Source organism: Streptomyces erythrochromogenes (assembly GCF_036170895.1).
GTDB classification, from domain to species: domain Bacteria; phylum Actinomycetota; class Actinomycetes; order Streptomycetales; family Streptomycetaceae; genus Streptomyces; species Streptomyces erythrochromogenes.
In genome coordinates this window covers 4,445,738-4,465,000 of sequence record NZ_CP108036.1, presented here as the reverse complement: position 1 = coordinate 4,465,000, position 19,263 = coordinate 4,445,738, and the positions used below count along the sequence as shown (strand labels likewise).

The window sequence follows — 19,263 nt, the reverse complement described above, 5'->3', positions numbered from 1 at the left end:
TCCTTTGTACTCACCCTCGCGGGCTTTCCTCCGGGCTTTCGTTCTGCTGTCTTGCGTTTCCGACTCTATCAGACTCTTTCGGGTCCGACTTCCTCGGCGCTTTCCAGGTTTTCGCTTTCGCGTTTCCCTTTCCGGCGGTTCCGACTCTATCAGAAGTTCTCCACCGGATTTCCCCGGCTTCGATTCCCGAATGAAGAGTCGAGTGTCCCCACTCGAAAACGAATCCTTGTGGGGGCTGCTGCCGAGCGTTTCTGCTCCAGGCAACTGCTCAACTCTACAACCGTGCCCGGGAGGAGTCAAAACGCCGCCCCAGCCCCACCCCTGACCTCGCCACCATCGAGCCGAGCACGTCGTCAGCAGGCCGCGGTGGCGGCCGGCGATCCTCGTGGCCGCACCGGCCTGGCCGTCGTCGAAGCCGACGACCGTCTGGACTCGGGGCGTCTGGAACGATGCGTCCATGCTTCGTGCTGGCCAACGCCTGCGGGCAGAACGGGAGCGCTCTGGCTGTGGCAACCGCGCGTTCATCGCGGACAGCGCGGTGCATCGAGGACGGATCCTGCGGCACCCATGCCGACTGGAAGATCGGCTACGGCCCCACGGATCACCTGGCTGACCAGATGAAGAGGCCTTGTCCACCCGGACCACGTCCGGGGCGATCCTGGGACGGCCGATCGGCCGGGTCACTCGTAAGCGGGCACCGGCCTGGCCCGGCGTGAGAGCGTCCGAGGGCATGGTCGGCCGGCTAGCGGCCTGGGCCCTTTTCGGCGGGCCCCGGCGGCGTGCTGGTGAGCACGGACGACCGTGGAGTCGACCGCGACGACCCGGTTCCGTGAGGACGATCAACGGCGCTGGAGTTCTTCACCATCCGCAGGCCATGCTGTTCAATCAGCCCAGCCTTCGCTGTTCGAGCAGGACTCGTAGGAGTAACGAGTGTCGCGGCCCCACTCCTCCCCGGTGATGCACATGTATGCGCGGTCCGGTGTGTAGAGCAGGCTCTCGGCCCAGATGAGGTCGGTGGCGTAAGGGGTGAAGGCCGCAGGGTCTTGGAGGACGCTGTCGAATTCGGTGCGGCCGGCCGCGACGACCGCGGCACGGGTGTAGAGAAAGGCGTCTCCGCCCAGGTCGTGTCCGTACTCCTTGCGGTCCAGCCGGTGGAGCGCCCATGACAGCTGCTCGGCGAAGCCGATGACCAGTGGCAACGGGGACTGGGCAAGCCGCTCGGTCAGGGTGTCTGCAAGGAGGTCGGCGTCCGGGTCAGGCTCCGTGGGCCTGCAGTCCTCGATGAGCTGCCAGAAGGCGTCTTCGTCCATGCTGGTGAGCATGGAGCAGGGGTCTGACAGTCCTGGCTCCCGGGTCACCTGACTGCTGCCACCAAGGCTTTGGCCGGCCTGCCGTGGGCGTGGGTGGGTGGTCGGGGAGGATGCCCGCGTGAGCATCATCGTCAAGTTCTTCGTGGCGCCCGACGACACGTCCGCGGCGCTCACCCTCCGGACCGGCCCCGGGCGGGCATTCGAGTCGATCTCGTTCGGCAACTTCGATCCCGAGGAAGCGGTGGTCGAGTGGGAATGCCTTCTTGCCGGCGACGGCTACGAGGAGCTCGTCGACGCCGGCGAGCCGCGCATCGTCGCCGGCGAGGACAACGGCGGACGTGTCGTCTTCGCGATCGCGCCTCGCCTGTCCACCGCACTCGCGGAGGCCGAGCACCCCAGGCTGCGTGACGTCGCTGCCTCGTGGGTGGAGCTCCGTGACGAGGGCGAGACCATCGGCACAGAGATCGCCGAGGCGATCGTGAGTGACCTGGCGGCTCTCGCCGGCAGCGCCCGTCGCCAGAGCCACGGCATCTACTGCTGGGTCGCGTAGGCCCTACCTCCGCGACCACCTCCGCCAGGCGGTGACGCTCATGGGCCCGGCCGCCCCAACGCACGGAACGCCCCCAGGCCCCCTGAAGAGCTTGCGGTCGTCATCCGCATCGGGTGTGCCACTCGTCCGACTCCGGTCTGCGCCGGGTCACCAGCACGACCGCGGGTCTTGTACGTGCTCTGGCGAGTTCCGGTCCTCTCCCCTGCCCAGGCCGGTCCGGACCAGGAAGCCGGGGTCCACGTCCCATGGCGGGGCGGCGATGTGCACCCGCTGGGTGCCGGGGATGTCCACCTCGACGAGGGCTCCGCCGCGGAACATCCACAGACCGAACAGGTCGTCGTCCTCGTCGTGCAGCATGACCTGCACGCAGGCGGGATCGTTCCACGGCAGGGACTCCAGGTCCTTGAGCACGCCGCGGCGCCGGTCCCACCGCTCGAACTCGATGTGCCAGCCCCCTACGAACCAGGGGATCTGCGCAAAGCAGCCGTGCCAGGAGCGGGCCTCGTCCGGCCGCGTCAGCGGCTCCATCACTTCGTCCTCGTAGCGCGCCAACACGATGACCTGCGCCATTCTGCTCATGCCCACATGTCACCCCGTGCGGGGTACGGAGGGCAATCGGTTTGGGACCCGGAGCCGTCGGGGCCGCGACACTGTCCGGCGTCTTGCCTGGCCTGCCCGGGGCCGGACTGCGGGACGCGGATCTTCTCCAGCACCGGCTTGAACTGGTCGCAGTCCGCCCGCTGGCCCGGGTGGTGATCAAAGAGAGCGCGTGGCAGCGGCCGTACGCGCTCAGGTGAAGCGGGGTGGTGCATCCGCGGCGCGAGCGGCTCCACCAGGCGGGCGTGCAGGCTCTGCCCCGCGGTTTCGTCCCGGTGTTCCGGGACTCCGTCCCCCTGTGAGGCGGTGCCGTCGGCGGGTCAGTGCGGGCGACGGCCGCGTGCCGCGTGCTGATGCGCCCGCACGATCGTGGAGTCGGCTGCAGCAAGCCCTGGTCGTAGCACTCCGAGACTGCCCCGCCCCACCAGCCGGATGTACATTCCGCGCCGCAATGGGGACAGGAGATCGCCCGCAGGTTGGCACCGCAGCGGAAGACTTCGACGCTGTCGTGCCACTGGGCTTACAGACCGCGGCGGGCATCGTCGTCGGGAAGCCTCCGGGCCAGCGCGACCGCGGCACGATCCCCCGCGTCCGTACGGGGCTGCCAGTACGGATCGGTCGGGATCACCGTCGGGTAGTCGTCACTCATCGTCCCGGCCGCCTCACCGTTCCCATCACGGTCCAGGCGTTGTTCGCGACCCCCGGCGAACGTATCCCGCCAGCGAGCGGCAGCCCCGTGCCGGAGCCACGAGCACGGTAGCGGGGGGGTGTCAGACTCCACGGCATGAGCGACTGGTTCCTGCAACGGCCGTACGGGGTCCGCTTCGAGTGGGGTCCCACCGGTGCACAGCGGTTGGCAGCCGACGTCGCCTGCCTCGTCGTGGTGGACGTGCTGTCGTTCACGACGTCCGTGACCGTCGCCGTCGAGGCGGGTACCCGGGTCCACCCCTATGCATGGCGCGACGGGACGGCGTCCGTCTTCGCCGAGGAGAGGGCCGCCGCCCTCGCCGTGGGCCGGCGGGCGGCCACCTCCGACTCGCCCTGGTCGCTGTCGCCGGCGGCACTGCGGCGGGCTCCGTTCACTCCCCGGCTCGTGCTGCCCTCCCCCAACGGTTCTGCCATCGCCGCGGCGGCGGCCGGGTCGGCGGTCGTCGCGGGGTGCCTGCGCAACCCGTCCGCGGTAGGCCGGTGGCTCGCCGTGCGCGGCTACGGGACTCCGGAGCACCCGGTAGCGGTGATCGCGGCGGGCGAGCGGTGGCCGGACGGCAGTCTGCGTCCGGCCCTTGAGGACCTGCTGGGTGCGGGAGCGATCATCGCCGCCCTGCAGGCGCAGGGCGTCGGCCCCCTGTCCCCCGAGGCGGCCGCCGCGCACGCCTGCTTCACGCACACCCCGGACGTCCCCGCGGCCGTGGCCGGCTGTTCGTCCGGCGTCGAGCTGGCTCGGGGCGGTTTCGCCGAAGACGTGGACATCGCCTGCGAGTTGGATGCCGGCACGGTCGTCCCCGTCCTCGCCGACGGAGCCTTCGAGGCCCAACGGGCCGGCTGAAGGTCAGAGGTTGACGCGCTTGAGGTAGACCCGGCTGCGGTGCGGGATGGTCTGGTACCAGACCATGAGGTGTTCGTCCTCGTACGTACGCAGCCGCATCGGGTGGGGGTCCTCGTAGAGGCTGCCGTCCTTGGGGTCGATGGCCATCGCGGCGAGGTCGACCAGGCCGTCCATGACGGCACCGACCAGCTCCTGCTGTGCCGCGGGCATGTCGCCGAGCACCCACAGCCGGCTGGGGTCGCACTCCCACGCCCAGCCGCTGTCGTTCTCCACGCCTTCGCCGCGCGGGGTCACTGACCGATCTCGTGCTGGGCTTCGGCGAGGATGCGGCTGCTGGTCTCCATGGCGGCGCGGAACTGTTCCTCGGTCGCGTCCGGGTCGCCCGCGATGCGTTCTGCCTCGTGCAGTGCGGCCGAACGGGCCGGCCAGCGGTGGATCGCGACGTGCGTGGCCCACTTGATCAGGAAGAACCGCAGCGGGTTGATGGCACCCGTCTCCGCGGCACGGTCGAAGGCCTCGTTGCATTCCTTGTCGAGTGCGGCCAGGTTGGCCATGTCGATCCGGCGCACGGCGTCCCGCAGGGCTTCCCGTGTCATCGCCGGCTGGGGGATGAGAGGCCCGCCGTCTTCCAACTGTTGTGCTGTCATCGTGTCCTCCAGGGGAACGCTGGCCAGGATACCGAGCCGAGCCCCGAACCAGCCCCTGAACGCAGAAAAGCCCCGCACCCAGAGGGTGCGGGGCTTTCCCACAATGATTGTTCGGCGGCGTCCTACTCTCCCACAGGGTCCCCCCTGCAGTACCATCGGCGCTGAAAGGCTTAGCTTCCGGGTTCGGAATGTAACCGGGCGTTTCCCTAACGCTATGACCACCGAAACACTATGAAATTTGAACGCTGGCATAATCACAGCTGTTCGTTATTTCAGAACTAACACAGTGGACGCGAGCAACTGAGGACAAGCCCTCGGCCTATTAGTACCAGTCAGCTTCACCCGTTACCGGGCTTCCACATCTGGCCTATCAACCCAGTCGTCTACTGGGAGCCTTACCCTCTCAAGGAGGTGGGAATACTCATCTTGAAGCAGGCTTCCCGCTTAGATGCTTTCAGCGGTTATCCCTCCCGAACGTAGCCAACCAGCCATGCCCTTGGCAGGACAACTGGCACACCAGAGGTTCGTCCGTCCCGGTCCTCTCGTACTAGGGACAGCCCTTCTCAATATTCCTACGCGCACAGCGGATAGGGACCGAACTGTCTCACGACGTTCTAAACCCAGCTCGCGTACCGCTTTAATGGGCGAACAGCCCAACCCTTGGGACCGACTCCAGCCCCAGGATGCGACGAGCCGACATCGAGGTGCCAAACCATCCCGTCGATATGGACTCTTGGGGAAGATCAGCCTGTTATCCCCGGGGTACCTTTTATCCGTTGAGCGACGGCGCTTCCACAAGCCACCGCCGGATCACTAGTCCCGACTTTCGTCCCTGCTCGACCCGTCGGTCTCACAGTCAAGCTCCCTTGTGCACTTACACTCAACACCTGATTGCCAACCAGGCTGAGGGAACCTTTGGGCGCCTCCGTTACCCTTTGGGAGGCAACCGCCCCAGTTAAACTACCCATCAGACACTGTCCCTGATCCGGATCACGGACCGAGGTTAGACATCCAGCACGACCAGAGTGGTATTTCAACGGCGACTCCACACCAACTGGCGTTGATGCTTCAAAGTCTCCCACCTATCCTACACAAGCCGAACCGAACACCAATATCAAACTGTAGTAAAGGTCCCGGGGTCTTTCCGTCCTGCTGCGCGAAACGAGCATCTTTACTCGTAGTGCAATTTCACCGGGCCTATGGTTGAGACAGTCGAGAAGTCGTTACGCCATTCGTGCAGGTCGGAACTTACCCGACAAGGAATTTCGCTACCTTAGGATGGTTATAGTTACCACCGCCGTTTACTGGCGCTTAAGTTCTCAGCTTCGCACACCCGAAAGTGCACTAACCGGTCCCCTTAACGTTCCAGCACCGGGCAGGCGTCAGTCCGTATACATCGCCTTACGGCTTCGCACGGACCTGTGTTTTTAGTAAACAGTCGCTTCTCGCTGGTCTCTGCGGCCACCCCCAGCTCACGGAGTAAATCCGATCACCAGTGATGGCCCCCCTTCTCCCGAAGTTACGGGGGCATTTTGCCGAGTTCCTTAACCATAGTTCACCCGAACGCCTCGGTATTCTCTACCTGACCACCTGAGTCGGTTTAGGGTACGGGCCGCCATGAAACTCGCTAGAGGCTTTTCTCGACAGCATAGGATCATCCACTTCACCACAATCGGCTCGGCATCAGGTCTCAGCCTTAACGAGGGACGGATTTGCCTACCCCTCGGCCTACACCCTTACCCCGGGACAACCACCGCCCGGGCTGGACTACCTTCCTGCGTCACCCCATCGCTTACCTACTACAAGTCTGGTTCGTCGGCTCCACCACTTTCCTTTCCCCGAAGGGTCCGGAACGGCTTCACGGACTTAGCATCGCCTGATTCGATATTGGGCGTTTCAAAGCGGGTACCGGAATATCAACCGGTTGTCCATCGACTACGCCTGTCGGCCTCGCCTTAGGTCCCGACTTACCCTGGGCAGATCAGCTTGACCCAGGAACCCTTAGTCAATCGGCGCACACGTTTCTCACGTGTGTATCGCTACTCATGCCTGCATTCTCACTCGTGAACCGTCCACAACTAGCTTCCGCTGCTGCTTCACCCGGCACACGACGCTCCCCTACCCATCACAGCGGGCGTTGGCCCTATTGCTGCAATGACACGACTTCGGCGGTACGCTTGAGCCCCGCTACATTGTCGGCGCGGAATCACTTGACCAGTGAGCTATTACGCACTCTTTCAAGGGTGGCTGCTTCTAAGCCAACCTCCTGGTTGTCTCTGCGACTCCACATCCTTTCCCACTTAGCGTACGCTTAGGGGCCTTAGTCGATGCTCTGGGCTGTTTCCCTCTCGACCATGGAGCTTATCCCCCACAGTCTCACTGCCGTGCTCTCACTTACCGGCATTCGGAGTTTGGCTAAGGTCAGTAACCCGGTAGGGCCCATCGCCTATCCAGTGCTCTACCTCCGGCAAGAAACACACGACGCTGCACCTAAATGCATTTCGGGGAGAACCAGCTATCACGGAGTTTGATTGGCCTTTCACCCCTAACCACAGGTCATCCCCCAGGTTTTCAACCCTGGTGGGTTCGGTCCTCCACGAAGTCTTACCTCCGCTTCAACCTGCCCATGGCTAGATCACTCCGCTTCGGGTCTAGAGCGTGCAACTCAATCGCCCTATTCGGACTCGCTTTCGCTACGGCTTCCCCACACGGGTTAACCTCGCTACACACCGCTAACTCGCAGGCTCATTCTTCAAAAGGCACGCAGTCACGACCCATTGGGTAAACCCAATGAGCGACGCTCCCACGGCTTGTAGGCACACGGTTTCAGGTACTATTTCACTCCGCTCCCGCGGTACTTTTCACCATTCCCTCACGGTACTATCCGCTATCGGTCACCAGGGAATATTTAGGCTTAGCGGGTGGTCCCGCCAGATTCACACGGGATTTCTCGGGCCCCGTGCTACTTGGGAGATGAGCAAGCAAGCCGCTGATGTTTCGTCTACGGGGGTCTTACCCTCTACGCCGGACCTTTCGCATGTCCTTCGACTACATCAACGGTTTCTGACTCGCCGACCGGCCGGCAGACCGATCAAGCTCATTCCCACAACCCCGCATGCGCAACCCCTGCCGGGTATCACACGCATACGGTTTGGCCTCATCCGGTTTCGCTCGCCACTACTCCCGGAATCACGGTTGTTTTCTCTTCCTGAGGGTACTGAGATGTTTCACTTCCCCTCGTTCCCTCCACACTGCCTATGTGTTCAGCAGTGGGTGACAGCCCATGACGACTGCCGGGTTTCCCCATTCGGACACCCCCGGATCAAAGCTCAGTTGGCAGCTCCCCGGGGCCTATCGCGGCCTCTCACGTCCTTCATCGGTTCCTGGTGCCAAGGCATCCACCGTGCGCCCTTAAAAACTTGGCCACAGATGCTCGCGTCCACTGTGTAGTTCTCAAACAACGACCAGCCACCCATCACCCCACCAGACAAGCTAGTGAGTTCACTGGGGCCGGCACTGAAGACATGACCATACGGCCGTACCTTCAGGACCCAACAACGTGCCAAGCACGATCCCGTCGACTCTCACTGTGTTCCACGCCGAAGCAGTACTTACAGGAGGTTTCAGAAACCGTGCCAACTAATCAACGTTCCACCCATGAGCTGACCGTGCAGAACGTTTGTCTGCAATCGGTACTGTGCTCCTTAGAAAGGAGGTGATCCAGCCGCACCTTCCGGTACGGCTACCTTGTTACGACTTCGTCCCAATCGCCAGTCCCACCTTCGACAGCTCCCTCCACAAGGGTTGGGCCACCGGCTTCGGGTGTTACCGACTTTCGTGACGTGACGGGCGGTGTGTACAAGGCCCGGGAACGTATTCACCGCAGCAATGCTGATCTGCGATTACTAGCGACTCCGACTTCATGGGGTCGAGTTGCAGACCCCAATCCGAACTGAGACCGGCTTTTTGAGATTCGCTCCACCTCACGGTATCGCAGCTCATTGTACCGGCCATTGTAGCACGTGTGCAGCCCAAGACATAAGGGGCATGATGACTTGACGTCGTCCCCACCTTCCTCCGAGTTGACCCCGGCGGTCTCCTGTGAGTCCCCATCACCCCGAAGGGCATGCTGGCAACACAGGACAAGGGTTGCGCTCGTTGCGGGACTTAACCCAACATCTCACGACACGAGCTGACGACAGCCATGCACCACCTGTATACCGACCACAAGGGGGGCACTATCTCTAATGCTTTCCGGTATATGTCAAGCCTTGGTAAGGTTCTTCGCGTTGCGTCGAATTAAGCCACATGCTCCGCCGCTTGTGCGGGCCCCCGTCAATTCCTTTGAGTTTTAGCCTTGCGGCCGTACTCCCCAGGCGGGGAACTTAATGCGTTAGCTGCGGCACCGACGACGTGGAATGTCGCCAACACCTAGTTCCCAACGTTTACGGCGTGGACTACCAGGGTATCTAATCCTGTTCGCTCCCCACGCTTTCGCTCCTCAGCGTCAGTAATGGCCCAGAGATCCGCCTTCGCCACCGGTGTTCCTCCTGATATCTGCGCATTTCACCGCTACACCAGGAATTCCGATCTCCCCTACCACACTCTAGCTAGCCCGTATCGAATGCAGACCCGAGGTTAAGCCTCGGGCTTTCACATCCGACGTGACAAGCCGCCTACGAGCTCTTTACGCCCAATAATTCCGGACAACGCTTGCGCCCTACGTATTACCGCGGCTGCTGGCACGTAGTTAGCCGGCGCTTCTTCTGCAGGTACCGTCACTTTCGCTTCTTCCCTGCTGAAAGAGGTTTACAACCCGAAGGCCGTCATCCCTCACGCGGCGTCGCTGCATCAGGCTTTCGCCCATTGTGCAATATTCCCCACTGCTGCCTCCCGTAGGAGTCTGGGCCGTGTCTCAGTCCCAGTGTGGCCGGTCGCCCTCTCAGGCCGGCTACCCGTCGTCGCCTTGGTAGGCCATTACCCCACCAACAAGCTGATAGGCCGCGGGCTCATCCTTCACCGCCGGAGCTTTCCACCGCAGAAGATGCCTTCCGCAGTCGTATCCGGTATTAGACCCCGTTTCCAGGGCTTGTCCCAGAGTGAAGGGCAGATTGCCCACGTGTTACTCACCCGTTCGCCACTAATCCACCCCGAAGGGCTTCATCGTTCGACTTGCATGTGTTAAGCACGCCGCCAGCGTTCGTCCTGAGCCAGGATCAAACTCTCCATGAATGTTTACCCGTAATCGGGTGCACACGCACGAAAGAGCGGGCCAGTCTTGGTCGGAATAAGACCGACTGACCACAACGTCCTCGCTGTGTTTGGTTGCCTGCCAGTGCCCGAAGGCCCGACAGGTCTTTTTCAAAGGAACCTCATCCACCGAAGTGGACGGGGTATCAACTTCTGGCGTTGATTTTTGGCACGCTGTTGAGTTCTCAAGGAACGGACGCTTCCTTTGTACTCACCCTCGCGGGCTTTCCTCCGGGCTTTCGTTCTGCTGTCTTGCGTTTCCGACTCTATCAGACTCTTTCGGGCCTGACCCCCAGTCAGCGGGGTTTGTCTTTCGGGCTGTTGGGCCCTTCCGACTCCCCAAACTCTAGTGGATTTCCCCGGCGATTCACAATCGACCTTCGGAAATGAATTCGGGCACGCCGAAATCGTTCCCAGTGGGAGATCGTGCTGAGTTGGGTGCCGCAACGAGGCGGCCGATTCGTTGACGCCGAAACCTTCCGGCTGCGGAGCAACTCGAAGAACCTTACGGACCCGCCGAGGCTGTGTCAACCCCAGTGGTCAGCTGGGTGACTGGAGGTCTTCCACCCGGTCGAGCAGGCGCGTGAGCATGTCGCCCAGCACCCCGCGCTCCGCCGTCGAGAGGTCCTGGAGGAGGTCCTCCTCGAAGATCGTGGCCGCCCTCATCGCGTCCAGCCACTTGCTGCGGCCCTCGTCGGTGAGCTCCACGATCACCCGGACCCGGTTGGACTCGTCCCGCTCGCGGGTGACCAGGCCCTCCGCCGTCATGCGGTCGATCCGGTGGGTCATGGCCGCCGGCGTGAGGCCCAGCTGCTTCGCGAGCTCGCTCGGGCCCATCCGGTAGGGAGCGCCGGAGATGACCAGGGCCTTGAGTACCTCCCACTCCGCGTTGCTGATGCCCAGGGCCGCGGTCTGGCGTCCGTACGCGACGTTCATGCGGCGGTTCAGGCGGCTCAGCGCCGAAACGACCTTCTCGACCTGGGGGTCGAGGTCCTGGAACTCGCGCTGGTAGACGGCGATCTGCTCATCGAGGCTCGGCTCGGGGACGGACGTCGTGCCGTCGGGGGTGTCACCCATGCGTCGAAGTATGGCACGAGCGCGTTGGCGTCTAACTCCTTCGATGTGTACTGTTAAGGATCGAAGTTTAGGTATGAAGTCTTCAGTCTTCAGTTATCAAGGCAGGTGAGAAGTGACCAAGGTGATGGGCGCTGCGATGCGGCGGATCCAGGCCGGGAACGCGCTGACCGCGTTCGGCATCGGCTTCACGGTTCCGTTCCTCTACATCTATGTGGCGCAGGTGCGAGATCTGGGCTCCATGGCCGCCACGAGCGCGTTCGTGGCCTTCGCCCTGGGCGCTCTCGTCGCGCTGCCCTTCACCGGTCGGGTCATCGACCGACGTGGTCCGGTGCCCGTGGTCATGGGTGCGGCCGTCGCCGCCTCGGCGGGTGCGCTCGCGCTCGGGCTCTCCACGGGGATCGTGCCGATCCTGCTGTCCGCGCTGGCGCTCGGCGCCGGTCAGGCCGTGATGCAGCCGGCCCTGGCCACGATGATCGTGTGGTGTTCCACGCCGTCCACCCGGACCCGTGCCTTCGCCCTCCAGTTCTTCATGCAGAACCTGGGCCTGGGCATCGGCGGGCTCCTCGGCGGTCAGATCGTCGACGAGAGCCGACCGGGGAGCTTCACCCTGCTGTTCGGCATCGAGGCCGTAATGTTCCTGGTGCTGGCCGGTGTCGTCGCCACCGTGCGGCTGCCGCACGTGCCGACCATCAAGGACGCCGTGCCGAGGGACCCGGCCCAGGCCGGGGGCAGTGGCTGGAAGCGGCTGCTGCGGCACAAGGCCATGGTGCAGCTGTGCGTGCTGGGCTTCGTGGTGTTCTTCGCCTGCTACGGACAGTTCGAGTCGGGTCTGGCCGCCTTCGGCACGGAGGCCGCCGGGATCTCCCCCTCCACGCTCGGTTTCGCCCTCGCCGCCAACACCGGTGCGATCGTCCTCGCGCAGTTCGTCGTGCTCAAGCTGGTCGAGAAGCGCCGCCGGTCGCGCGTGATCGCGCTCGTCGGGCTGATCTGGACCGGGGCGTGGCTGATCGCCGGGTTCTCGGGGCTGGGCCACGGCAGCGCGATGATGGCCGCCGCCGCGTTCATCACCACGTACGCGCTCTTCGGCATCGGCGAGGCCATGCTGTCGCCGACCCTGGCCCCGCTGGTCGCCGACCTGGCGCCCGAGGGCTCGGTGGGCCAGTACAACTCGGCGTTCGCTCTGGTCAAGCAGATGGCGCTGGCGCTGGGGCCGCTCGGGGTGCCGCTCGGTGCGGGTGCTCCCATGCTCTACATCGCGGTCTTCGTACTCGTGTCGCTCGGGATCGCCGGCCTGGCGCTGCGGCTCGGCAAGGGCCTCACGCCGATGCAGGACAACCCGGTGCTGGCGAGCAGGGTCGTCGCGCAGGGCGGTCCGGCCGTCGCGGTGAAGGAGCCCGCGCAGCCCGTGCACGCGTAGCCGTACGGCCGCGTAGCCGCAGGGGTGCGTGCGTACGTACGGCGGAAGGCCCCGGTCCTTGTGGACCGGGGCCTTCCGTGTGTCCGGAACTGCTGCGGCTACCTGTCCGGCAGGGCGAACTCGCACCAGACGGCCTTGCCGCCGCCCGGGGTGCGGCGCGAGCCCCAGGACGAGGCGATGGTGGCGACGATCGAGATGCCGCGGCCGGTCTCGTCGGCCGGTTCCGCGCGGCGGCGGCGCGGCAGGTGGTCGTCGCCGTCGGTGACCTCGATGATCAGCCGGCGGTCGGTGCGGCGCAGCCGCAGGCGCATGGGCGGGGTGCCGTGCTGGAGGGAGTTCGCGACGAGCTCGCTCGCCGCGAGGACCCCGAGGTCGCACAGCTCGACGGGGAAGCGCCAGGAGGCGAGGACCCCCTGGGCGAAGGCCCGGGCGCGCGGGGCCGCCTCGATGCCGCCCAGGAGTTCCAGGGCGGCGTTGTGGAAGAGCTCCGCGTCCGCGCCGCTGCGGGCGGGCTGCTGGAGCACCATCACGGCGACGTCGTCGTCGTGGTCGGCGTCCACGCCGAGGGCGCGCATGAGGCGGTCGCAGATGACGGTGGGGGTGCCCTGGGCGCCGGCGAGGGCGCGTTCGAGCGCGGCGACGCCCTCGTCGATGTCCTCACCGCGGCGTTCGACCAGGCCGTCGGTGTAGAGGACGGCGGTGGAGCCGGGGCCGAGCGCGATGGTGCCGGAGGTGTGCAGCCAGCCGCCGGTGCCGAGCGGCGGGCCGGTGGGGTCGGCGGCTCTGCGTACGGTGCCGTGCTCGTCGCGGACCAGGATCGGGAGGTGGCCTGCGGAGGCGTACGCGAGCAGGCCCTCGTTGGGGTCGTGGACGGCGTACACGCAGGTGGCGATCTGGCTGGCGTCGATCTCGGCGGCGAGTCCGTCGAGGAGCTGGAGCACCTCGTGCGGGGGCAGGTCGAGGCGGGCGTAGGCGCGGACGGCGGTGCGCAGCTGGCCCATGACGGCGGCGGCGCGGACGCCGCGGCCCATGACGTCGCCGATGACGAGGGCGGTGCGGCCGGCGCCGAGGGTGATGACGTCGTACCAGTCCCCGCCGACGGCGGCCTCGGTGCCGCCGGGCTGGTAGGTGGCGGCGATGCGCAGGTCGTCGGGCTGTTCCAGTTCCTGCGGGAGCAGGGAGCGCTGGAGGGTGACGGCGGCCTCGCGCTGGCGGCGTTCGCTGGCGCGGAGGCGCTCCACGGCCTCGGCGTGGTCGGTGACGTCGGCGAGGTGGATCAGGACGCCGGCGTGGTGGGCTTCCGCTTCGGGTGCGGTCCCCCCGGTCTTGGGGAACTCGACGGGGGTGCAGGTGACGGTGTACGAGCTGCCGCCGCCCGGTGCGGTGCGGTTCTTGGCGGTACGGGGCTTGCCGCTGCGCTGGACCTGGTCGAGGAGCGGGAGGAGGCCGAGCTCGCCGAGTTCGGGGAGGGCCTCGTGGGCGGGGGCGCCGGGGGTGCGGGCGCCGAAGCCGGCGGTGTAGGCGTCATTGACGTAGGCGACGCGGTGCTCGGGGCCGTGGACGAGGGCGACCAGGGCGGGGAGCCGGCCGAGGACCTCGCGTGCGGAGAGCTCGTCGAGGGAGGGCACGGCGGTGAGGACGCCGGTCCGCTGGGCCGGGGTCGTGCCGGTGCCCGGTCCGGTGCCGGTCCCTGGGCCGGTCCCTGTGCCGGTCCCGGTGCCGGAGACCGTGGGGTCTGCGGGGTGGTCGTCGGCGGGCGCGGACCGCTCCGCTCCGGGGTCGGCGCGGCCGCCGCGGGCTGCCGGGACCGCGCCTTCGCCCCGCTTGGCCTGGGCTGCGGCGTGTTCGGTCCGGGCGGCGGCGCGGCGCTGCGTTCCGGGAAACCGGGCGCTCCAGCGCGTGAAGTTCACTGCGTTCAAGCCTCGTGGTGTCGCGAGTGGTCGCTGTGTCGCTCGTGGGCGGTCGCCGACTGGACGATGTCACTCTGTGCAGGTGTGAGCACACCTATGGTCACACGTCCAGTGTGGCCGACCGCACTGACAACGTCAGCCCTGGCCGTTCTGCGGGGGGTTGGGGGCGAGGGGCGGGGGAGGTGACTTGGGGCCGCCGCCTGCGGCCAGTTCGAATTCTGCCCTGGGGTGTTCGAGTGAGCCAAGGGAGACGATCTCACGCTTGAAGAGGCCGGAGAGGGTCCATTCGGCAAGTACGCGCATTTTCCGGTTGAAGCTCGGGATGCGGCTGAGGTGGTATGCGCGGTGCATGAACCAGGCCGGGTAGCGCTTGAGCTTGCGTCCGTAGACGTGGGCGACGCCCTTGTGGAGGCCGAGGGAGGCGACCGATCCGGCGTACTTGTGGGCGTACTCGGTCAGGACTTCGCCGCGCAGGGCGGCCAGGAGGTTGTCGGCGAGGACCTTGGCCTGGCGGACGGCGTGCTGCGCGTTGGGGGCGCACTCGCGGCGGGGCCCCTCGGCGTCCGGCGGGGCGGTGATGTCGGGGACGGCGGCCGCGTCGCCCGCGGCCCAGGCGTGCTCGACTCCCTCGACGGTGAGGAAGGAGGTGCAGACGAGGCGGCCGTGGGCGTTCCTGGGCAGGTCGGTCGCGGCGAGGATCGGGTGGGGTTTGACGCCGGCGGTCCAGACGATGGTGCGGGTGGGGAAGCGGGCTCCGTCGCTGAGGACGGCGACGCGGTCCTCGCAGGATTCGAGCCGGGTCTCCAGACGGACGTCGATGTTGCGGCTGCGCAGTTCGCGGACCGTGTAGACGCCCATCTCGAGGCCGACCTCGGGGAGGATGCGGTCGCTGGCCTCGACGAGGACCCACTTCATGTCCTCGGGCTTGATGTTGTGGTAGTACCGCGCGGCGTAGCGGGCCATGTCCTCCAGCTCGCCGAGGGCTTCGACGCCCGCGAAGCCGCCGCCGACGAAGACGAAGGTGAGGGCGGCGTCGCGGATCGCGGGATCGCGGGTGGAGGAGGCGATGTCCATCTGCTCGATGACGTGGTTGCGCAGGCCGATGGCCTCTTCCACGGTCTTGAAGCCGATGCCGTAGTCGGCGAGGCCCGGCACGGGGAGGGTGCGGGAGACGGAGCCGGGGGCGAGGACGAGTTCGTCGTACTCGATCTCGACGGGGCCGATGCCCTCGTCGGCCGAGGCGAGGGTGTTGACGGTCGCGGTCCGCTTGGCGTGGTCGATGCTCGTGGCCTGGCCGATGAGGATGCGGCACTTGCCGAGGACGCGGCGCAGGGGGACCACGACGTGGCGCGGGGAGATCGCGCCCGCGGCCGCTTCCGGGAGGAAGGGCTGGTACGTCATGTACGGCTCGGGCGTGACCACCGTGACCTCGGCTTCTCCCGCTCTGAGCTTTCGCTGGAGCCGGAGCGCCGTATACATGCCGACGTAGCCGCCGCCGACGATCAGGATGCGCGTGCGGGGCGGGGTACCGGGGGCCGTGCCCCGGGAGTTAGCAGCCTTCACCATCCCATGACGCATCGTGGCCGGGAGTTTGTCCACAGGCCCGGCGGATTGTGTGACCGGTGGTAGCCCTGGGGCAGGGTGGAGGAGGACCTCCGGGGGTGGCCGAAGTTCGCAGGTCAGAGCGGGCGGATAGGGAGGTTCCGGGGGTATGGAAGGGAAAAGTGGGGGTGAATGCTCCGATCGGGCGGTGGTCCGTCCGGGGCTGCCTCTTCTGAATTGACTCTGGCTCAACTATGTTCGTATCTCGTCGAGGACCGGGCCTGAGACCGTGGCCCCCCTCGGCGTGAAGGCGGGGAGTGTCTCCGGGGGGAGACAAATGATTACCGGGGGATACATATGAACATTTCCGATTTCCATGGTTCTGCGACCGCTCTCTCGGTCGAGAGCAACGGTCGCGCCCTGACGAGCGCAACCACGCACGGTGTGGGCCGGTCCACGCCGCTGCGCGTCGACGCCCAGCGCAATCTGGAGCACGTGCTGCGCGCGGCCCGCGAGGTCTTCGGCGAGCTGGGCTACGGGGCTCCGATGGAGGACGTGGCGCGCCGCGCGCGGGTGGGTGTCGGCACCGTGTACCGGCGGTTCCCGAGCAAGGACGTCCTGGTACGTCGGATAGCCGAGGAGGAGACCGCCCGGCTGACCGAGCAGGCCAGGACCGCGCTGGGTCAGGAGGAGGAGCCGTGGCAGGCGCTGTCGCGCTTCCTGCGCACCTCCGTGGCCTCGGGCGCCGGGCGGCTGCTGCCGCCGCAGGTGCTGCGCGTCGGCTCGACCGCTGAGGAGGCGGCCGAGGCGGCAGCGGAGGAGGTGCGGGTTCCGCACCAGCGCCAGGCGGCCGAGGCGGCTGGGGCTCCCGGCCTGCGGGTCGTGGGTGCGGCGCGGAGCGCGGCCGAGGACGAGCCTTCGGACGACGCGGGCGCGGGTGCGCTGCTGGAGGTCGTCGGCCGGCTGGTGCACCGGGCGCGGGAGGCCGGTGAACTGCGTGCCGATGTCACGGTGGCCGATGTGCTGCTCGTGATAGCGACGGCGGCGCCCGCGCTGCCCGACCCGGCGCAGCAGGCGGCGGCTTCGACCCGGCTGCTCGACATCCTGCTCGAGGGGCTGCGTTCCCGGACGGTGTGATTTCGGCGTTCCGGTGCCGGCCCGGCGACGGGCGGGCACCGGGCCGGTACGGGGTCGGTACGGGGTCAGCACCCGGGTGGCGGTGGTCCGTTGGCACGGGCGGCGGCCCCTTCGGTGCTGCGTCGAAACCTGCCCGGACGGGTGGATGGTGCGCAGAGGGGTCCGAGCCGTGTCCGCCATGTGACACGCTTGATCGGTGTACCGGTTGAGCGTGTCGTGCGGGAGCTTCCGCGATGAGCATTGACGGGCGTGAAGAGTCACCCGGTGGCGCCGGGGGCGAGACCGAGGTGGGCAGCCTGCCCTCGCGGCAGGTGCCGGCTCAGCGCGAACCGGGCGGGCGGCACGCGCGTTCGTTCGGCCCCTCGGGTCCGGCCGGCGCCGGGGGCGAGCTGCCGCCGTCCGACGCGGACTTGATCGCCCGGATGCGGTCCGGCGACGACGGCGCCTACGCGGAGCTGTTCCGTCGCCACGCCGACGCCGTACGGCGCTACGCGCGGTCCTGCTGCCGGGACGGTCACACCGCCGACGACCTGACCGCCGAGGTGTTCGCGCGGACCCTGCAGGCGGTACGGGGCGGGGCCGGGCCGGACCAGTCGGTGCGGGCCTATCTGCTGACCACCGTACGCAGGGTCGCGGCGGCCTGGGGCAAGACGGCCAGGCGGGAGCATCTCGTCGAGGACTTCGCCGTCTTCGCGGAGCAGGCGGCCACGCGTACCGAGAGCGGTGCCGCGATGTCGGGGCTGTCGGGGCTGTCTGGGGATGACACCCTCGAACTGGGCGCGGACGTACGGGCGATGCGGGAGGCCGAGCAGTCGCTGGCCATGCAGGCCTTCCGGAGCCTGCCCGAGCGGTGGCAGGCCGTGCTGTGGCACACCACCGTCGAGGAGGCGTCGCCGAGTGCGATCGCTCCGCTGTTCGGGCTGAGCGCCAACGCGACCGCGGTGCTGGCCAGTCGGGCCCGGGAAGGGCTCAAGCAGGCCTATCTGCAGGCGCATGTGAGTTCGGCGCTGAGTGAGGGCGGCGACTGCGCCCGGTACGCGGACCGGTTGGGCGCCTATGCGCGCGGCGGGCTGCGGATGCGGGCGGAGCGGGGGCTGCGCAAGCACCTGGAGGAGTGCGCGAAGTGCCGGCTGGCCGCCGGGGAGCTCAAGGACGTCAACGCGGGCATTCCCGCGCTGCTTCCGGTGGCGGTCATCGGGTGGTTCGCCGCCGGGTACGCGGCCAAGGCCGCCGGGGTGGTGGCCGGTGGGGCCGTCGCCGCGGGCGGGGCCGGGATCGCGGCGGCCGCCGCGGGAGGGTCGGCCGCCGGGGGCGCCGCCGCCGGTGCGGCTGGGGCTGCTGGAGGTACCGCCGGGTCCGGGGCCGGAGCAGGGGCTGCGGGTGGCGCTGCCGGCGGGGCCGGAGCCGGCGGTTCAGGGTCCGCGGCCGGGGGTGCTCTGGCGTCCGAGGGGCTGGGGCTGCCGGCCAAGGCCGCCATCGCCGCCGGTATCGCGGTGGCCACTGCCGCCGGGGTGGTGTTCGCGCTGGCCGGGGACGAGCCCGAGCCGCAGGCCCGGGTGACGCCCGCGCCGAGCGTGGTGGCGCCGGCCCTGCCGAAGGCACCCGCCTCGCCCTCGGCGGAGCCGAGCCCGCCCGAGGAGGAGCCGGCGCCCGCGCGCGCCTCCGTAACGCCGACGCCGAAGCCGACGCCGTCGGTCTCGGCCTCCCCGTCCCCGGCGGCGCCCTCCGTCTCCCCGTCGCCCTCTCCCGACCGGCAGAAGCCCGCGCCCGCGCCGTCCCCGAGCACGCCCTCGCCGAAGCCGACGACCCCGTCGCCCGTCCCGAAGCCGCCGGAGTCGTTCCGGCTGGCCGCCCTGCCGTACTCGGTGCAGGGCGATCACAGCGGCCCGGAGCTGCAGACCTGGCGCAGCAGCTGGGTGTGGCAGCGCTGGGGCCTGCGGGTGGGCGACCGGCGGTTCGCGCAGGGGATCACGGTGAACTCGCGTTCCTCGGTGGAGATCGCCCTCAACCGGCAGTGCACCAGCTTCTCGGCGTGGGTGGGGGTGGACGGCCTGTCGCTGCTCACCGACGGGTCGGTGCGGTTCTCCGTCCACGCCGACGGGCAGCGGCTGTGGCAGTCCGGGGCCCTCGGGTACGAGGATCCGCCGGCGGCCGTCCAGGTGTCCCTCGCCGGGCACACGTCGCTGCGGCTGGTGGTGGAGCAGGCTGCTCCGGGCGGCCTGCCGACGCTGGCGAGCTGGGCCGACTCGGTCATCGCCTGCCGGTGAGCGCCTGTCGTCG

The 19,263-nt window shown here is 67.4% G+C and carries 13 protein-coding genes, 3 rRNA genes and 1 pseudogene; 5 read left to right on the top strand and 12 right to left on the bottom strand.

The features are described from left to right. Window positions 1-615 precede the first annotated feature (615 nt). Together OHA91_RS20295 and OHA91_RS20290 are read right to left on the bottom strand one after the other, a co-directional pair. Window positions 616-821 (bottom strand): annotated as a pseudogene (locus tag OHA91_RS20295) (IS5/IS1182 family transposase); the annotation flags it as partial. Between the two features lie 60 nt (window positions 822-881). Continuing rightward, a complete protein-coding gene (locus OHA91_RS20290; protein ID WP_328739704.1) occupies window positions 882-1,310 on the bottom strand; it encodes a DUF4240 domain-containing protein in 429 nt (142 codons plus the stop codon). A gap of 118 nt (window positions 1,311-1,428) precedes the next feature. Between OHA91_RS20290 and OHA91_RS20285 the strand changes: the two genes are divergently transcribed. Beyond that, a complete protein-coding gene (locus OHA91_RS20285; RefSeq protein ID WP_328739703.1) occupies window positions 1,429-1,860 on the top strand; it encodes a hypothetical protein in 432 nt (143 codons plus the stop codon). 147 nt (window positions 1,861-2,007) lie between these two features. Here OHA91_RS20285 and OHA91_RS20280 read toward each other — a convergent pair whose 3' ends face one another. Together OHA91_RS20280 and OHA91_RS20275 are read right to left on the bottom strand one after the other, a co-directional pair. Continuing rightward, window positions 2,008-2,439: a hypothetical protein gene (locus tag OHA91_RS20280; RefSeq protein ID WP_328739702.1), complete on the bottom strand. Its 432-nt coding sequence runs from the start codon at window positions 2,437-2,439 to the stop codon at window positions 2,008-2,010. 538 nt (window positions 2,440-2,977) lie between these two features. Further along, complete coding sequence (locus OHA91_RS20275) at window positions 2,978-3,106, bottom strand: hypothetical protein (RefSeq protein ID WP_328739701.1); 129 nt, start codon at window positions 3,104-3,106, stop codon at window positions 2,978-2,980. A 135-nt stretch (window positions 3,107-3,241) separates the two neighbouring features. Here OHA91_RS20275 and OHA91_RS20270 point away from each other — a divergent pair, with 135 nt between their 5' ends. Continuing rightward, window positions 3,242-4,003 carry a 2-phosphosulfolactate phosphatase gene (locus OHA91_RS20270; protein WP_328739700.1) on the top strand — a complete coding sequence of 254 codons (762 nt, stop codon included), beginning with the start codon at window positions 3,242-3,244 and terminating at the stop codon, window positions 4,001-4,003. Between the two features lie 3 nt (window positions 4,004-4,006). On the opposite strand, the gene OHA91_RS20265 is transcribed toward OHA91_RS20270, so the two are convergent. The 6 genes from OHA91_RS20265 to OHA91_RS20240 all read right to left on the bottom strand — a co-directional run bounded on the left by OHA91_RS20265 (window position 4,007) and on the right by OHA91_RS20240 (window position 10,977). Beyond that, window positions 4,007-4,276: a hypothetical protein gene (locus OHA91_RS20265; protein WP_158714867.1), complete on the bottom strand. Its 270-nt coding sequence runs from the start codon at window positions 4,274-4,276 to the stop codon at window positions 4,007-4,009. Between the two features lie 17 nt (window positions 4,277-4,293). Next, on the bottom strand, window positions 4,294-4,599 hold the full coding sequence (locus OHA91_RS20260; RefSeq protein ID WP_051893525.1) for a hypothetical protein: 306 nt from the start codon (window positions 4,597-4,599) through the stop codon (window positions 4,294-4,296). Between the two features lie 160 nt (window positions 4,600-4,759). Then, a 5S ribosomal RNA gene (gene rrf, locus OHA91_RS20255) occupies window positions 4,760-4,876 on the bottom strand. A 76-nt stretch (window positions 4,877-4,952) separates the two neighbouring features. Next, a 23S ribosomal RNA gene (locus OHA91_RS20250) occupies window positions 4,953-8,075 on the bottom strand. A 283-nt stretch (window positions 8,076-8,358) separates the two neighbouring features. Beyond that, window positions 8,359-9,882, bottom strand: a 16S ribosomal RNA gene (locus tag OHA91_RS20245). Together the 16S, 23S and 5S rRNA genes form the textbook arrangement of a ribosomal RNA operon. Before the next feature lie 558 nt (window positions 9,883-10,440). Further along, window positions 10,441-10,977, bottom strand: a complete 537-nt coding sequence (locus OHA91_RS20240; RefSeq protein ID WP_030666248.1) for a MarR family winged helix-turn-helix transcriptional regulator — start codon at window positions 10,975-10,977, stop codon at window positions 10,441-10,443. Between the two features lie 124 nt (window positions 10,978-11,101). On the opposite strand from OHA91_RS20240, the gene OHA91_RS20235 reads away from it, so the two are divergent. Further along, window positions 11,102-12,394 (top strand): MFS transporter, encoded by a 1,293-nt coding sequence (locus tag OHA91_RS20235; protein WP_328741151.1) that lies wholly within the window; start codon window positions 11,102-11,104, stop codon window positions 12,392-12,394. A 98-nt stretch (window positions 12,395-12,492) separates the two neighbouring features. Here the strand turns inward: OHA91_RS20235 and OHA91_RS20230 are convergent, their stop codons facing one another. Together OHA91_RS20230 and OHA91_RS20225 are read right to left on the bottom strand one after the other, a co-directional pair. Then, a complete protein-coding gene (locus OHA91_RS20230) occupies window positions 12,493-14,304 on the bottom strand; it encodes an ATP-binding SpoIIE family protein phosphatase (RefSeq protein WP_266499947.1) in 1,812 nt (603 codons plus the stop codon). A 135-nt stretch (window positions 14,305-14,439) separates the two neighbouring features. Next, window positions 14,440-15,870 carry an NAD(P)/FAD-dependent oxidoreductase gene (locus tag OHA91_RS20225; protein WP_037633623.1) on the bottom strand — a complete coding sequence of 477 codons (1,431 nt, stop codon included), beginning with the start codon at window positions 15,868-15,870 and terminating at the stop codon, window positions 14,440-14,442. 333 nt (window positions 15,871-16,203) lie between these two features. Between OHA91_RS20225 and OHA91_RS20220 the strand changes: the two genes are divergently transcribed. Together OHA91_RS20220 and OHA91_RS20215 are read left to right on the top strand one after the other, a co-directional pair. Next, the gene (locus OHA91_RS20220) at window positions 16,204-16,983 is read left to right on the top strand and encodes a TetR/AcrR family transcriptional regulator (protein ID WP_031156405.1); all 780 of its coding nucleotides are present in this window, start codon (window positions 16,204-16,206) and stop codon (window positions 16,981-16,983) included. 233 nt (window positions 16,984-17,216) lie between these two features. Next, window positions 17,217-19,250 (top strand): sigma-70 family RNA polymerase sigma factor, encoded by a 2,034-nt coding sequence (locus OHA91_RS20215; RefSeq protein WP_266499764.1) that lies wholly within the window; start codon window positions 17,217-17,219, stop codon window positions 19,248-19,250. Window positions 19,251-19,263: the final 13 nt, after the last annotated feature.

What these genes read in the sequence shown, in the direction of transcription:
- OHA91_RS20275 (WP_328739701.1), bottom strand. Translation starts at nt 3,106, where the DNA reads ATGAGTGACGACTACCCGACGGTGATCCCGACCGATCCGTACTGGCAG.
- OHA91_RS20240 (WP_030666248.1), bottom strand. Translation starts at nt 10,977, where the DNA reads ATGGGTGACACCCCCGACGGCACGACGTCCGTCCCCGAGCCGAGCCTC.
- OHA91_RS20280 (WP_328739702.1), bottom strand. Translation starts at nt 2,439, where the DNA reads ATGAGCAGAATGGCGCAGGTCATCGTGTTGGCGCGCTACGAGGACGAA.
- OHA91_RS20225 (WP_037633623.1), bottom strand. Translation starts at nt 15,870, where the DNA reads ATGGTGAAGGCTGCTAACTCCCGGGGCACGGCCCCCGGTACCCCGCCC.
- OHA91_RS20260 (WP_051893525.1), bottom strand. Translation starts at nt 4,599, where the DNA reads ATGACACGGGAAGCCCTGCGGGACGCCGTGCGCCGGATCGACATGGCC.
- OHA91_RS20215 (WP_266499764.1), top strand. Translation starts at nt 17,217, where the DNA reads ATGAGCATTGACGGGCGTGAAGAGTCACCCGGTGGCGCCGGGGGCGAG.
- OHA91_RS20220 (WP_031156405.1), top strand. Translation starts at nt 16,204, where the DNA reads ATGAACATTTCCGATTTCCATGGTTCTGCGACCGCTCTCTCGGTCGAG.
- OHA91_RS20270 (WP_328739700.1), top strand. Translation starts at nt 3,242, where the DNA reads ATGAGCGACTGGTTCCTGCAACGGCCGTACGGGGTCCGCTTCGAGTGG.
- OHA91_RS20235 (WP_328741151.1), top strand. Translation starts at nt 11,102, where the DNA reads ATGGGCGCTGCGATGCGGCGGATCCAGGCCGGGAACGCGCTGACCGCG.
- OHA91_RS20290 (WP_328739704.1), bottom strand. Translation starts at nt 1,310, where the DNA reads ATGGACGAAGACGCCTTCTGGCAGCTCATCGAGGACTGCAGGCCCACG.